General features: G+C 44.3%; 12 protein-coding genes. 4 read left to right on the top strand and 8 right to left on the bottom strand.

What is annotated here, in order from left to right; all coding sequences use genetic code 11:
- Positions 1–5: 5 nt before the first annotated feature.
- Both HRI96_RS10895 and HRI96_RS10890 read right to left on the bottom strand, forming a co-directional pair.
- Positions 6–206, bottom strand: a complete 201-nt coding sequence (locus HRI96_RS10895) for a SlyX family protein (protein WP_210117378.1) — start codon at positions 204–206, stop codon at positions 6–8.
- 224 nt (positions 207–430) lie between these two features.
- A complete protein-coding gene (locus HRI96_RS10890) occupies positions 431–859 on the bottom strand; it encodes an Hsp20/alpha crystallin family protein (RefSeq protein WP_210117377.1) in 429 nt (142 codons plus the stop codon).
- A 580-nt stretch (positions 860–1439) separates the two neighbouring features.
- Between HRI96_RS10890 and HRI96_RS10885 the strand changes: the two genes are divergently transcribed.
- Together HRI96_RS10885 and thyX are read left to right on the top strand one after the other, a co-directional pair.
- Positions 1440–2021 (top strand): DUF308 domain-containing protein, encoded by a 582-nt coding sequence (locus tag HRI96_RS10885; protein ID WP_210117376.1) that lies wholly within the window; start codon positions 1440–1442, stop codon positions 2019–2021.
- Positions 2022–2024: 3 nt separating this feature from the next.
- A complete protein-coding gene (gene thyX, locus HRI96_RS10880; protein ID WP_210117375.1) occupies positions 2025–2861 on the top strand; it encodes an FAD-dependent thymidylate synthase in 837 nt (278 codons plus the stop codon).
- A gap of 79 nt (positions 2862–2940) precedes the next feature.
- On the opposite strand, the gene HRI96_RS10875 is transcribed toward thyX, so the two are convergent.
- A complete protein-coding gene (locus HRI96_RS10875; protein WP_210117374.1) occupies positions 2941–4980 on the bottom strand; it encodes a hypothetical protein in 2040 nt (679 codons plus the stop codon).
- Between the two features lie 12 nt (positions 4981–4992).
- Positions 4993–6051 carry a DUF2804 family protein gene (locus HRI96_RS10870; protein ID WP_210117373.1) on the bottom strand — a complete coding sequence of 353 codons (1059 nt, stop codon included), beginning with the start codon at positions 6049–6051 and terminating at the stop codon, positions 4993–4995.
- A gap of 113 nt (positions 6052–6164) precedes the next feature.
- Between HRI96_RS10870 and HRI96_RS10865 the strand changes: the two genes are divergently transcribed.
- Positions 6165–7619 carry an MBL fold metallo-hydrolase RNA specificity domain-containing protein gene (locus HRI96_RS10865; protein WP_210117372.1) on the top strand — a complete coding sequence of 485 codons (1455 nt, stop codon included), beginning with the start codon at positions 6165–6167 and terminating at the stop codon, positions 7617–7619.
- A 188-nt stretch (positions 7620–7807) separates the two neighbouring features.
- Positions 7808–8398, top strand: a complete 591-nt coding sequence (hisB, locus tag HRI96_RS10860; RefSeq protein WP_210117371.1) for an imidazoleglycerol-phosphate dehydratase HisB — start codon at positions 7808–7810, stop codon at positions 8396–8398.
- A 3-nt stretch (positions 8399–8401) separates the two neighbouring features.
- Here the strand turns inward: hisB and malQ are convergent, their stop codons facing one another.
- From malQ to HRI96_RS10840, 4 genes are read right to left on the bottom strand one after another with little or no spacing between them, the layout of a single operon-like run.
- Positions 8402–9979, bottom strand: a complete 1578-nt coding sequence (gene malQ, locus HRI96_RS10855) for a 4-alpha-glucanotransferase (RefSeq protein ID WP_210117370.1) — start codon at positions 9977–9979, stop codon at positions 8402–8404.
- A 6-nt stretch (positions 9980–9985) separates the two neighbouring features.
- Positions 9986–10270 (bottom strand): PG0541 family transporter-associated protein, encoded by a 285-nt coding sequence (locus HRI96_RS10850; protein ID WP_210117369.1) that lies wholly within the window; start codon positions 10268–10270, stop codon positions 9986–9988.
- Positions 10271–10275: 5 nt separating this feature from the next.
- A complete protein-coding gene (locus tag HRI96_RS10845) occupies positions 10276–13416 on the bottom strand; it encodes an efflux RND transporter permease subunit (RefSeq protein WP_210117368.1) in 3141 nt (1046 codons plus the stop codon).
- Complete coding sequence (locus HRI96_RS10840) at positions 13413–14474, bottom strand: efflux RND transporter periplasmic adaptor subunit (RefSeq protein WP_210117367.1); 1062 nt, start codon at positions 14472–14474, stop codon at positions 13413–13415. Before HRI96_RS10840 ends, HRI96_RS10845 begins: the two co-directional genes overlap by 4 nt.
- Position 14475 lies beyond the last annotated feature (1 nt).

Below are 14475 nucleotides of genomic sequence, written 5' to 3'. Positions count from 1 at the left end.
ATAGGTTAATAATGAGGCGGTCTTTTATCGGGAATTTCTTCCATTCTGTCCGATATGCTGCGCAGCTTTTCCAAAATCAATTTATTTTCGTTTTTTAAAGCTTCCATTGCGCGGCTTTGGCGAAGAATTTCTTTCTGAAGACTTTCGGCAAGATCTTCGAGATAGGAAAGTTTTATTTCAACGGCGGTATAACGCTCTTCATCCATGATTATGTATTTTAATGTTTTTTTTAGTAGATGTATATGAGAAAATACGGGAATTACGGATCGAAGATTTCGTGAAACGGTAATCTAGCGTATTGCGACATTCACGATTTCTACAGTGCTCAATAAAAATAAAGAGCCGCCTCAAAAGTACATTACTTTTAAAGGCAGCCCTTTTAATTCCCAAGCTGTTGTTAAGCCTTAAAAAGCCTTTGCACGGCAGCTTTTTACTTCGTTTCTATAGCGATCCGTTTGGGAGAAGGCAAAGCCTTGCGCGGGATCGTCACAAGAAGAACTCCGTTTTTAAATGTAGCCGCAACTTTTTCTCCGTTTACATCGTCGGGAAGCGTAAACCGCCTGCTGAAATCGGAAACCCTGCGTTCGCGGATAAGCCATGTTTCCTTTTCGTTTTTGCCGGAATGTTCTTCTTTTGTGTCTTCTTTATGCGAAGAGATCGTAAGAACATTGTGATCCAGCTCAAGGTTCACGTCTTTTTCGGTGCGGCCGGGAAGATCCATCTCAAGAAGATAATTGTCTTTGGTTTCTTTTACATCAACTTTCGGAACTGCGGGAGTTGCGTGGAAGTTGAATTCGGGAAGTCCGTTTGCACCAAAAGCGTCGTTAAAAAATGTGTTAAAAAGTGATAATTCGTTCATAAAATCCTCCGTTCGGACTTTTTACATCCGTATAATATTTAAGTTTGCAGCGGCTTTATTTTGCCGATGTTCGGCGGCGCTCTTTCGTTTCCGAAAGGGTTTCGCCTTACACTTATTATTTAGCAAATATCATGCCAACTTTTTTGATGCCGCAAAACAAGCAAAATATGCGGACATAGAGTAGAATAAGCGGCCGAATTCGCTAAAAAACGGTAAAAACTTCACTTAAAAGCCTAAAAATACGAAAAAAGATGAATAAAAGGAGGCGTAGAACTCGGTTTTTCTTAAATTGCATTGGAGTTGTGCGTGCAAGGAACAAATTGTGTTTATTTGACATAGTCTAATGTGTCTTTTTGACACATTAGACTCAGCTTAAGCACCGCCGATGAATCAAACTGCCCTTAAAATTGCACGAAGGAAAAAATTTCAATTTTTGACTGAGTGCAATTCGTGCGCTTTTGCCTGTATCCCCGCAAAGAGCGCGTCGGCGCGAAGATTCAGGCCAGGCTTAAAAATGTCTTTAAAAACATGCCTTTAAAAACCTATTTATGACTTTTTATTATTATGATATAATGGAAATATGGAAAACATGAAAAGATCAGGTATTATCATTGCTTTTTTGGCTGCCGTAATAGGGGTTATGGTTCTTACGTCCCCACAGGAATTTATAAAATCGATCGTCATTATTTTAGGCATAGGAGCCGTAATCGACGGAATCATAAATTTCGCAGTCGTAAGAACTCTTATCGACGATCCTTATTTTAAAAAGAATATTTTAATCCGCGGCCTTTTATCGATTGTAATAGGTTTTGCCGCCGTATCGCTGCCGCTTGTCCTTGCCGCAACCGTATGGACAATAATGCTATACATTCTTGGAGTATATCTTATTTTGTCGGCTCTTCTGGAAATATTTGCCGTATTTAAGCTGAAAGCTGCGGGCATTCCCGCAGGTCCGTACGTAATTGAAATTATAATTTCGATTTTACTTTCCGTTTTGCTTTTTGCGATTCCGGGCAGAATAGGCGTTTTAATAGTCAGAATTCTGGGAATCCTTCTTATTGCCCTTGCGGTTTTTATTGCCCGGTATTCTTTTAAGAATGCGCCCATCGTTATGGAAGCGGATGAAGTATCAGACGACGATAAAGCCGAAAACATGGAGTAGGTGATGTCACATTGTGTAGTTCCGGAAGCGGAAAAAATACTTGATAAGGAATTTCCCGTCCTTGATAAGGGCTTTGTCCGCTTAGTAGATTATTTAGGCGGCGATCAGAGGATCGTGCAGTCTGCCCGCGTTTCTTACGGCGCCGGCACTAAAACGGTGTCGGCGGATTCTGCTTTGATCGACTATCTTTTAAGGCATCAGCATACATCGCCGTTTGAACAAGTAGTTCTTACGTTCCACGTTAAAATGCCGATCTTTGTTGCGCGTCAGTGGGTGCGCCACAGAACGGGAAGGATGAATGAAATATCGGGGCGCTATTCCATAATGGAAGAAGAATTTTACGTTCCCGCGCTTGAAAATATCGCTCCGCAGAGTCCCGACAACAAGCAGGGTCGTTCTAAAGAAGCTTTTCCGGCCGAAGAAGCTCAAAAAATTCAAAATAAATTTATCGAGGGACAAAAACGCTCTTATGAAGAATACGAGAGCCTTATTGACGGCGGACTTGCGCGCGAAATAGCCAGAATAAACCTGCCCCTTTCTTTGTACACGGAATTTTACTGGGAGATGGATTTACATAATCTGTTTCATTTTTTAAGACTCCGCTTGGAAACCCATGCTCAATATGAGATAAGGGAATACGCAAAGGTTTTGCTTGAGCTTACAAGAAAGGTCGCGCCGCTTGCAGTACAGTCCTTCGAAAATCACATGGAAAAAGGCGTAAGATTTTCCGGTGAAGAAATGAAGGCTCTGCAGGAAATTCTTGAAGGCAGACCCAACCCGCTTGAAGGGAAAAAGCTTTCCAGATTTCTTGAAAAAATAAAGACGGGCATTCAGCTATAAGAGCCGCGGGCGCGCTGCCGTTGTGCGGGAAACCTCGCGCTTTGCGCCCGTTGCAAGGCGCCGCGGTTTTTTGCCGATTTTATGTCTGCTTTTTTTTGTTTTGCTCCGCGGTCAGCTTTTTGAAGTTTTCAAGAAACAGTTTTTGCTGATCGTCTCTTAGCGTTACCGTAAACAGAGGCCCTCCGTCTTCAAGCGAAATGCGGTAGAATTTAAACTGATCGCATTGATAAGCAGGGCTGTCGCCGTCGTTTATCCACCAGTCCAAAACGGCGCAGATGCAAAGCGTGTATTTGATGAGATTTATGTTCGTTGCGGTCATGCCCTTGCCGGTACGGTTGGCCATCAACAAGACGTCAAGTCTTTTGGATACCGTATTAGGAATGTCGAAGCTGTAATGATCCCACGGATTTTGAATGCCTGTTATGGACGCGTTTTCGGTTTTAGCCGTTATATCCACATTATGGGCGAGTTCGGTAAAAAAATCACAGATAAAGTCCGTCCTGGAATGTAAGGGGCGGTATGTATTGTTGTGCTCAGGACGTTCAAGTACGAGTTTGTCAAATGTATAAAGCGGCAGAAAGTGATATTTTATAAACCAAAAGAGTTTGTTTTGCATAGCCCTGCCGTATTGCGTGTGACAAAAATCCCTCTTGGTGTACTGTTCCGTCACGAAATTTCTTAGTGTATGACAATATGTTTTATCAAATAAAACTTCTCTGTAAGCGTTCCATTCGTTTAAAACCGTGAGTATGGAATCCTGATCGTCTCTTTGGCGCGCGTCGCTGTCGAAAACAAAACGTATGTTGCGGCATCCCTGAAACAGGTCTTCCATTATGCGAAGGAGAACCACCAGCACTTGAAGCGGATTTTCAGGCGAAAGAAGATTGAATCCGTCGGGGAATTCGAACAGGGGCTGAAAATACGGATACATGTCGGGATGCGTTTCAAGTTTTGTAAATCCGGCGTCCGGAAAAAGAGTGTCCAAAAGCTTTATCCCTGTTTTAACGAGTTTTTTTCGAACCTTGTCTTTTTGCTCTTTTTCTTGGGTTTCCTTTTCCTCCGGCGCAGGCGGCACATCTTCCTTTTTTTGTTCCGCTTGTTCATAAGCGGGAGGAATCGGAGCTTCGGCTTCCGGCAGGAGGATGTCAAAACGAGATTTTTCGGTGAATTTAAGGATTGCTGCCGCCCTGTTCGAAAAGAATGTCTCGAAATTCTGAAACGGGCCGCCGCACATGCAATAGAGCAAAGGATAAAGGCCTTTCACTATTTGAGAATATAAATAAAGCCATTCGCGATGGGTATCTTTCATCGTCGCTGTGACAAGAGGTTTTTTTACGTCCGGATAAAGCGAAAGATCTTCGTAAATTTCTTTTAGGAGCATTGTAACTCGACGTTCGCCTAAAAAAAGTATTTGGACAAGCATGCTGTAGATTGCCTTTATAAACGGCATTATGTCCGGAATCTGCACATGGTATAAGTTAATATCGTTGTGTAGGGCTCTTAAAGTATGAACGTCCCATTTTTCCACCTTGTTCAAGAGTCTGAATCTTGGGTTGTCGTCGGATCTTATTCTAGCCTGATAGGATACCGGAGAAAGGTTGATTATTGTCCGTATGAGCGTAACAAAGGCTTCCATGTGACTTATGTGGCGGTCGAGCGTGTTTTTGGCGAAATTCCTGTCTATCCGTAAAAGTCCGTCTTTTTGCAGAAGGCGTATAAAGTTGAATATGCCGTAATCCGTTTTTATTTTGTATTCGGGCGACATCATCACTTTATCCACTGCAAGCCAGTCCTGGGGAGAAATATTGGGCATGCCGGAAGTTTTTTTATTTGAAACTGGAGCGCTTTTTGAGGCGCGGTTTACGGACATTGTAGAAAGCATGGCGGCTTCCGCCGGCGTTCGCACCGCTTCCGGCCGCGGCGGGCGGGGTTTGGGAGGTTTTGCGCTGCGGGAAGCCGTAGATGTGAATTGCAGGGGAGACGTCACAGGCTTTTCTTCCAAAATCTCACCGCCTAAAACCTTTATCATTTGCGCGGCTTCTTCTTTGTTTATTGTTCCTATGTTTTTGCGGGTATTTTCGAGAGTCCCGGGTTCAAGGTATTTTTTTTCATCAGCCATAAAAATTTCTCCCTATAGACGAAGCATAGTTGCCTGAACGATACCCGGAAAACTCTTAAGAAAAAGTTTTTCGCCGTCTTTTGTTAAAAGCGTTCCTTCAAAAAAACCGTATATAGTGTGATAAACCGTTCTGAACACCACAGTGTTCATTTTGCGAAGATTTTCAGAAACGGGTGTAAAAGTGAGATCTATCATATTTTCCGTGTCTTGAATGATCCATCTTTTATCCATTCCGAAAGGATGCGTGATAAATACCTGAGGCAAAGGAGTAACTTCTTTGTCTAAAAACAAAAAATTGGAATTGCAGTTGTTTGTGTTTCTGGCGTCAAAGGAACTTGTTGTCAATCTGAACGACAAGCGCCTGTTATCGTAATTGCCGAGCCCCGTTACGTTATTGTATTTTACGTGCAGTTTATAATAACAGCGGTTTATGGAGATGATTGCATAGCCGGAACAGTTGTTTGAGGGCTTTGCCTTGCTGTCCTTGTTTACGAAGAAATTTCCATGGACGGAAAAAGTGTTTAACCATGTCGCCGAACATCTTCTGAGCGTAGGAGCCGGCATTACGGAAATAATGTCCGTAGAATCGTCGGTGTTTGCGGTGAGCAGCGCTCCCGCGTTCGGGCGGGAAGGATTTCCGGCAAGGCTGAAAAACATGGAAATTCTTTTGTGCGCCCGGTTCCATCCTACTTTTATATAATGCGATTTTTTAAAACAAATGCAGATTCCTTTTTTAAGATTTTTGGGAATAAGACGTTTTCTCGGCCCTATAAAAGCGCTGTACACGGATTTTGCGTTTGTCTGTGTATCCCAGAATACGACCTCGCAATAACCGAACAGCTTTGCGTCAAAAAATGCGATCTGTCCTATATAATTTTCGGTATTAAAAGCGACAAAGAGCTGGCTCCGTATTGCAAAATTTGTTATGAACGTAGGCAGCGGAATTATGCCGAAAGGAAATTTTACTCCTTTTATGTCAAGCTTTTCGGTAAGTCCCGAATAGGTTCCAAAAAGAGGTTTCCCGTTGCGGATAAGTTTTTTCGGCGCTTGCGTGATCTGTCGTGAATACAAAATTACCTCGTATACATCGTAAAATTATACAGGAAATGAGTAAAATCTGCAAATCGGCTCTTGTTGTAAGTCCTTTGCAAGTTTAGACTGTAATTGACAGTTCAGGAGGGAACATGGGAATATCTTTGTATTCGCTGGGCGCCGCCCAAGAGGTTACGGGCTCAAAACATATTATTGAAATGAACGGACGCTCGTACATGATCGATTGCGGCGCCTTTCAGGGCAAAAGAGCCATTTCGGATGAAAAAAACAGGAGTTTTTCTTTTCCTACGGATAAACTTGAGGCCGTGATCCTGACGCATGCGCATTACGACCATTGCGGGCTCTTGCCGATTCTTGTAAAACACGGTTTTGAAGGCAATATTTACGCAACCCCGGCAACGCGCGATCTTGCAAATCTTATCATGATGGACAGCGCTCGCATTCAGGCCCGCGACGCGGAATATTTGGCAAAGAGGGCGGCAAAAAAAGGTGAAAAATTCAATTGGAGCCCTTTGTTTAATGAGGCCGACTGTACGAAAGCCGCGGATCAGATCATAACTCTTTCTTATAGGCGCAAAATGTATATCTCGCCGGACGTTCAGCTTGAATTTTTTGACGCCGGGCATATTTTAGGTTCCGCCTATGCCTATGTTACGATAAAGGGCAGGCACGGGGGGCTTAACGCTCCCGCGGCTTTGTCCAAGAGCGGCAGCAACGAAATACGCATTTTATATACGGGGGATTTAGGCCGCCCCGACAAAGCTATAATCAGAAATCCCGAAAAAGACGTTCCCGCTCCGGATTATATTTTCCTTGAAAGCACATACGGAAACCGTTTGCACGAAGACAAAAATTTTGCGATGCAGGAACTTGAAAAAATTGTAAACGGAGCCGTCGTCCGTAAAGGCAAGATAATAATTCCTTCGTTTGCGATAGAACGCGCCCAGGAACTGGTTTACTATCTTCACCTATTGGTGGATCAAAAGAAAATTCCTCAAATTCCGATCTATGTGGATTCTCCTATGGCCGTGAGCGCGACGGGAATATTCGGGCTCCATCCTGAATGTTATGACAATGAAACGCAAGAAGCGTTTTTAAAGCACCACAAAAACCCGTTCGGCTTCGGAGTCATATCGTATATAACGAGCGTAGAAGAATCCAAGTCGCTTAACGACAAGAGCGGCCCCATGATAATAATAAGCGCGGACGGCATGTGTGAAGCGGGGCGCATTCTCCATCATTTGGCAAACAATATAAGCAATCCCGACAATACCGTTTTGATCGTAGGCTACATGGCCGAGAATACTTTGGGGCGAAGGATTCGTGACGGAGAAAAAGAAGTTAAAATTCTCAACGACTGGCACCAGGTAAGGGCGAAAGTCGAGCAGATAAACGCATTCAGCGCTCATGCGGATTATTCGGAAATGATAAATTGGCTCAATTCGATCGACAAAAGCCGTTTAAAGCAGATTTTTATTGTGCACGGCGAAGCGGACGCTCAAAAAAGTTTCATAGAGCATCTTTCCGAGGCGGGTTATAAAGATGTTACAATCGTAAAATACGGCGAAGTGTACGATATTGAATAAACTGAAACTTTTACCGCAGCGTTATCATTGTCCCGTTTACACCGGTTCTGCGCGTCTAATGTGAGCGCGCGTTGACAGTAGATTTTTTATAATTTATATTTTTATTGTTGAGATCGTAATACGGCAAATTAATAAAATTGCGGGTAAGGTCTTTTAGGCTTTTATAATAGATATCTTTGGAAGTTAATATGGAAAAACGTACGGCTCAAATTCACAGGCTGACTAAAGAAACGGATATTTCACTTACTTTAAATATTGACGGAAGCGGTAAATGCAAAAGCGATACGGGAATAGGTTTTTTTGACCACATGGTGGACGGTTTTGCGCGGCACGGTTTTTTTGACGTCGATTTGCTCTGCAAGGGCGATCTTCGTGTGGATTCCCATCATACAATAGAAGACTGCGGAATCGTGCTCGGTGAAGCCGTAAAAAAAGCTCTAGGCGATAAGAGCGGAATTCACCGGTACGGTCATTTTATTCTTCCGATGGACGAAGCCTTAGTCCTATGCGCCGTAGACCTTTGCGGCAGGCCTTTTTTGGTTTTTGAAGAGGAGTATACCGTTCCTAAAATCGGCGACATGGACACGGAACTGATCCGCGAATTTTTTTACGCCGTTTCGTATTCGGCAATGATGAATTTGCATTTGCGCTGCATTTCGGGAAATAACAATCATCATATCGCGGAAGCAAGTTTTAAAGCTTTTGCTAAAGCGCTTGAAATGGCGGTTCAATACGATGAAAGGATAAACGGAGTGCTTTCTACCAAGGGCGTTTTGTAAAGCTCACAATACGTTTCTTGCATAAAGCATGCTGCATTTTTTTAACCAAAGAGCTTTATCCTTGTCCAAAAGATCTTCGCTCATGCGCCACTGCCAGTTTGTTCCTCCGGCCGTAGAAGGCATGTTCATCCTGGCTTCGGAACCCAGCCCGTAAATGTCCTGCAGGGGAATTATAGCCCAATTTGCAACGGAGGCAAGAGCTGTACGCACGAGTTCGCGGCACAGGGCTCCGTCCGAACATTTTTTTTGGGCTTCGCCTTCCGAAAAGCCCAGATACGCCGCTATCAAGCGTTTGTCCTCAAGCGGCAATTTTTCAAGCCAGCCCTGCACTGTGTCGTTGTCGTGAGTTCCCGTATATACGACGCTGTTTTTATCGTATGTGTGAGGCAAAAAAGCGTTGGTCATGGCGCCTTTAGCCGCTTCATTTTTATCGAAGGCAAATTCAAGGATCTTCATTCCCGGTAAACAAAAATGATCTCTGAGTTTTCGTACGCTGTCGGTAATAATTCCCAAATCTTCGGCTATTATTTGAATGTCGCCGAGCTCGCTTTTTATGGCGTTAAAAAAATCATATGAAGGGCCTTTTTCCCATTTACCGTGTACGGCCGTTTTTTGTCCGTAAGGGACGCTCCAATATTCGTCAAAACCTCGGAAGTGGTCTATACGCACGTAATCGGTTTGTTTTAACACCGTCCTTATCCTGTTTATCCACCATGAATAGCCGTCTTTTTTCATTTCGTCCCAGTTGTAAAGCGGGTTGCCCCAAAGCTGGCCGTCTGCGCTAAAATAATCAGGGGGAACGCCTGCGACAAATTCCGGAAGGCTTTCAGCCGTCAGGCGGAATAACTTTTGGTTAGCCCAAACGTCGGCCGAGTCCGACGCTACAAAGATAGGTATGTCTCCGATTATTGAAATTCCTTTGCCGTTGGCATATTTTTTAAGCGCATTCCATTGTGAAAAATAAAAATATTGTATCGCTTTTTGAATTTCGCAGTCGGTTTCGTAATCTTTTTGCCATTTTTCGACTGCATCTGCATTGCACTTTTTCAATTCCTCTGGCCAGTATGCGTTCCACATGGAATTTGCGACGCCTTCCTTTTGCGCCTTTGCGTCATAAATTTCTTTTATGCTCATAAAGACCGCGTAAGTGTCAAGCCAAAAAGTGTTTTCAGCTTTAAACAGTTCATAGTTTCTTTTTGTTTTCAGATCGGCGCGGGTTAAAAATTGAACTGCGGCCGTCTTTAAAAGCGGTTTTTTCCAATATACGACCGAGCCGAAGTCTACGTTTCCGTTTGTGCGTATATATTCCGGCGGCGACGCCTGATCTTTATCCAAAACGCCTTCTTTTACTAAGATGTCAAGATCGATCAAAAGAGGGTTTCCCGCAAAGGTTGAAAACGATGCGTACGGAGAATCGCCGTAGCCCGTAGGCCCTGACGGAAGAATTTGCCACAAGGTTTGGTTTGCTTCGGAGAGCCAATCGATAAAATCAAAGGCGTTTTTTCCTATTGTTCCTATTCCGGGACTTCCGGGAAGGGAGGTGGGGTGCAGTAAAATTCCGCTTGCGCGCTTAAGTTGCATATTATTTTATGATTCCGCCTTTGTAAAAAACAATTTTATTCCTTCGTTCTTGAATTTTTCTTTTACGGCCTTTATTACGGCCTTTACCGCAGGAACCTTATCGTCTTCAATATATGAGATTACAAGAAAATTTGTTTCAGGCCAAGTCGTCGTTCCGAGTTTGCGGTTTTCTCCGCCGCGTCCTTGAACCGACGGAACTACGGTATAAAGAATTTCAGGAACGTTTTCTTCAAGGGCTTCAAGAATATCGTCCTGCACTGATTGATTTGCTATGATTTCGGCACGGTGCATACTTTTTATCTTTCTCCTTTTTTACTGTCGGTCTCTCCGCTCAAAAGCACTTGAATCTTACCGTGTTTTATTTTGCCGCTGTTCATTATCAATGAATATAAGACGGGTATAAAAAACAGGGTGACAAAGGTACTCGACGCGAGGCCTCCTACGACGGCAAGCCCTATGGGCTGAACTACCGCAGCCATACCTTCCGTTGCAAAGCACATGGGAAGCATACCTAAAATTGTGGTAAGCGTTGTCATAAGTATCGGGCGAAGTCGGCTCGATCCCGCTTGGATGCATGCGTCCTTCATTTTTAATCCTCTATCTATCAGCAGGTTCGTGTAATCGACAAGGATGATTCCGTTGTTTACCACTATGCCTACGAGCATTATAACACCGATCATCGACATTATTGAAAGAGCCTGTCCCGTGAGCTTGTATATGAATACAACTCCTATTATGAGAAACGGTATTGTCGTAAGATTTATGATAGGCGCTTTAAAAGACTCGTACGTTCCGGCCATAACGCCGAAAACGAGTATTATCGCAAGCAGGATAATAAGACCGTAAACGGAGCCTTGCTTTTGTATGTCCTGCCACGAACCTTCATAGTTTATAGTTACGTTATCTGGAACTACGAATGTCTGTGATACCTTGTCTTTGATCATCTGTTCGACGACATTTGCGTTTGCAGCGCTCACTATGTCCGCCGTAACATGGACGATTCTTGACTGGTCTTCGCGGTTTATGCTTACGGGCCCCAAGCCGCGCTTTATACTGGCAAAATTTGCAACGCTTACAAGCCCGTTCTTACCTTTTACATAGATTGATTCCAAATCCGTTATTTTCGCTCTGTCGTCAGGCCGGAGCATGATCTCAACTTCATATTCGTTTCCGTTTTTGCGGTAAGTTGTCGCTTTGTAACCGTCTATGGCGTAATAAATTTCATTGGCGACGCTTGTAACGTCCACGCCGAAGGAATAGGCTCTGGGGCGATCGATAACTATTTCTACTTGCGGAAGGCCTTTTTCCGTGTCTATGCTCGCTTCCCCTATGTCTTCTATGCCGTCCATAACTTCTTTTATTTGATCGGCTACCTGTAAAGCGGTATTTAGGTCGTCGGAACGAATGGCGATGTCAAGATCGTCGCCCGCCATCTGCCGCGCCATTCCAGCGCTGAAACTGAATTGCGCATCGGGAAAGTCGTTAAAAAACTGCCGGAGTTTTTGCTGTATAACCGGCGCCGTGTCGATCTGTTCTTTTGTTTCGGGAAGCCGGATAGATATGGAGCCCTTATAAGTTGTGCCGCTGGAAGATCGTCTGCCTCCCGTTCCGATGCTTGTGATGAGATTTTTATAGCCTTTTACTTCCCTTTTTACAATTTCTTCCCATTGCTGTACGACGAGAGTTGTTTCTTTGAGATTTGTGCCAATGGGCATTGTTATGTTAAGCGTAACCGAATCGTCGTTGCCGTGGGGCATCATGTTTATGTGCATCGTGCGTAATGCTGTGATCGAAAGGAACAATGCGCAAATAGAGCAAATAATGACGGTGGGCCTGTGATTGAGAGCAGAAGTAAGAGCTTTTTTATAAGCGGCGGTAAGATTGTCCATACACAGCGCCGAAAATGAATAAAACCTTTTTAAAACAGAGTTCCGTACAGGACTTTCGGTTCGGTTTGAAAGGGGAAGAAATTTTCCTGCAAGAACGGGAACAAGAAAGATAGCCACGAAGAGACTTGAAACCAGGGCTATGACGACGGTAAAAATTATTCCTTTGAACATCTGTCCCATCATTTGCAGTTCCGAAATAAACAGCAAAAACGGAAGAAATACGCAGATAGTTGTAAGGTTTCCTGAAACTACGGACACGATCATTTCTTGAGAGCCCAGAACTGCGGCTATGACGGGCTTTGTACCGCGTTGTCTGTACCCGTAAATGTTTTCGATCATAACAATGGAAGCGTCTACTACCATTCCGAGTCCCAGTATGAGACCTGTCATTGTCATCATGTTAAGGGAGAGCCCCGCAAAATGCATTGCAAGCAGGGTTATGATCATTGAAAGCGGAATCGAAACTGCGATTATTATAGTGCTTTTAAAATTACACAAGAAGACGAACAGAATAAAAACGGCAAGGACGAGCCCCTGCTGCAAAGAAGTCAAAAGTGTGCTTATTGTGTCGCGGATGGAAGTCGTATCGTCCATGATAATATCGAGCGAAATGTCCGAGGGAAGGGTTTTTTTTAACTGATCCAATTTTTCGTAGACGGCGTTGGCAACGGTGACTGAATTTGTTCCCGACTGCTTTGTGACCGAAACATAAACGCCTTCTTCACCGTTTATATAAACTTCGGAAGACCTGTCTTGGTAACCTTCAAAAGCCGTTCCCAAATCGCTCAGTTTTACGTCGTACCCGTTTACGGTTGTTATCACGGCATTATTTATGTCGTCTATGCTGGAGTATTCGCCCGTCGTGCGTACGATAAAATCCTTTGTGCCTTCGTTTATCTTTCCGCCGCCCAGTTCGAGGTTTTGTTTGGAGATCGCGCTTATGACGGAACTGATATTGAGCTTATAAGCTGCAAGCCGGTTCTGAGAAAGCTCTACGCGCACTATTTTTTCTCGACCGCCTGAAACGCTCGCTTCCGCGACGCCGTTAGTCTGTTCGAGCACGTCCACTATCGAATTCTCTGCGATTTCTTTCAGATCGTCGTTTGAACGGTTTCCGCGCACGGCAATGCGCATTATCGGCATTGAATTGCTGTCGATTTTAAATATCGCGGGAGTTCCCGCATCGCCGGGAAGGCTGCCCTTCACTCTGTCTATCTTGTCGCGGATATCGTTTGTCGCCACATCAAGATCCGTTCCGTATTCAAATTCAAGCGAAATGGAACTTGAACTTTCCGAAGAACTGGAGGTGATATTTTTAAGGCCGTTTACGCTCACGAGGGAACTTTCAAGAACCTTTGTGACGGATTTTTCAACCGATTCAGGGCCGGCGTTTTTGTAGCTCGTCGATATCCATATCATGGGAAAATCCACGTCAGGAAAAAGGCTTATGGCCACGTTTTTAAGCGTAAAAAGGCCCATTACGCCGAGCAAAACAAATATTATGAGCGTAAGCACAGGGTGTTCAAGCGTTTTTTTTGAAATGCTCATCTATCTCCCCCGTTATTGCTACTGCCAGCGTCAGCGTTGTTTTTCGGTTTTTCCTTGTCGGATTGATTTATGGAATCCGCCTTGTTTGAATTTTCCGGCATATCCTTTTGTCCTGCGGAAACTGAAACATCGCGAATTCTTACGCCGTCCGAGAGCGACTGCACGCCTTCTATCACGATTCTTTCGCCTTCGGCGACTCCCGACAAAATCTGCGTAAAGCCGTCGACGGCTTCGCCGAGCGTGACTTCTGTCTGTTTTGCAAAAGTTTCTTTCGTATCTGTGTCGTCGGACGCGACAAACACATATTTTTTATCGCCCTTAGTCACTATTGCGTTATTCGTTACTACGATGCTGCCGCTGTAATCGAGTGTGTATAAGGTCACATTTGCAAACATTCCGGCGTTTATGCGCGTGTCGTCTTCGTCGAATTTCAATATTATCTCTTTGGTTCTGGATGCGGCGTCCACTACGGGAGAAACGCGCGTCACTGTCGCCGTAAACACAATATCCGGATAGGCTTGCAAAACAATGTTTGCCTTGAGTCCCGTTTTTAAAACGGCCGTATACCTTTCCGGTATTTTGGCGGTAACCTGAAGGTTTTTTATGTCGCCTATAATCGCTACGGTGCTTCCCGTCGTCACAGTTGTTCCGGGTTTAAGCGGCGTGGAAATAATGCTCCCTGAAATCGGAGCTACGACGGGGCTTAAAGCATAGCGGGCGCCCGGCTCGGACGGGTCTATCCGTGCTATTACATCTCCGCGCTTTACGTTGTCGCCCAAAAGCACGTTCACGCTTAAAATTTTTCCTCCGATGTCGGGATAGACGGCGACGGAATTCAGCGCTTCAATTTCGCCGTTCGTTAAAACGTAGTCGTGAAGCGTTCTTATCTCTGCAGCCTTCGTTCTTACGGCAATCTCTATTTGGGCAGAATCCTTGCCGCCTTTTCCCCTTGCGCCTTGCGAGGCGTTTTTACCGCCCGTGTTAAAAAATAATGCGGCGGCAACGGTTATTAAAATCACGATTAGGGAGATTATAAAGGGGCGTTTTGAAAATATCATG

Source organism: Treponema parvum (genome assembly GCF_017893945.1).
Taxonomy (GTDB): Bacteria; Spirochaetota; Spirochaetia; order Treponematales; family Treponemataceae; genus Treponema_D; species Treponema_D parvum_A.
This window is presented reverse-complemented; position numbering and strand designations above follow the sequence as displayed.

Excerpts from the sequence above, each read along its gene's own strand:
- HRI96_RS10895 (WP_210117378.1), bottom strand. The coding sequence starts at position 206 with ATGGATGAAGAGCGTTATACCGCCGTTGAAATAAAACTTTCCTATCTC.
- HRI96_RS10890 (WP_210117377.1), bottom strand. The coding sequence starts at position 859 with ATGAACGAATTATCACTTTTTAACACATTTTTTAACGACGCTTTTGGT.
- HRI96_RS10885 (WP_210117376.1), top strand. The coding sequence starts at position 1,440 with ATGGAAAACATGAAAAGATCAGGTATTATCATTGCTTTTTTGGCTGCC.
- thyX (WP_210117375.1), top strand. The coding sequence starts at position 2,025 with ATGTCACATTGTGTAGTTCCGGAAGCGGAAAAAATACTTGATAAGGAA.
- HRI96_RS10875 (WP_210117374.1), bottom strand. The coding sequence starts at position 4,980 with ATGGCTGATGAAAAAAAATACCTTGAACCCGGGACTCTCGAAAATACC.
- HRI96_RS10865 (WP_210117372.1), top strand. The coding sequence starts at position 6,165 with ATGGGAATATCTTTGTATTCGCTGGGCGCCGCCCAAGAGGTTACGGGC.
- hisB (WP_210117371.1), top strand. The coding sequence starts at position 7,808 with ATGGAAAAACGTACGGCTCAAATTCACAGGCTGACTAAAGAAACGGAT.
- malQ (WP_210117370.1), bottom strand. The coding sequence starts at position 9,979 with ATGCAACTTAAGCGCGCAAGCGGAATTTTACTGCACCCCACCTCCCTT.
- HRI96_RS10850 (WP_210117369.1), bottom strand. The coding sequence starts at position 10,270 with ATGCACCGTGCCGAAATCATAGCAAATCAATCAGTGCAGGACGATATT.
- HRI96_RS10845 (WP_210117368.1), bottom strand. The coding sequence starts at position 13,416 with ATGAGCATTTCAAAAAAAACGCTTGAACACCCTGTGCTTACGCTCATA.
- HRI96_RS10840 (WP_210117367.1), bottom strand. The coding sequence starts at position 14,474 with ATGATATTTTCAAAACGCCCCTTTATAATCTCCCTAATCGTGATTTTA.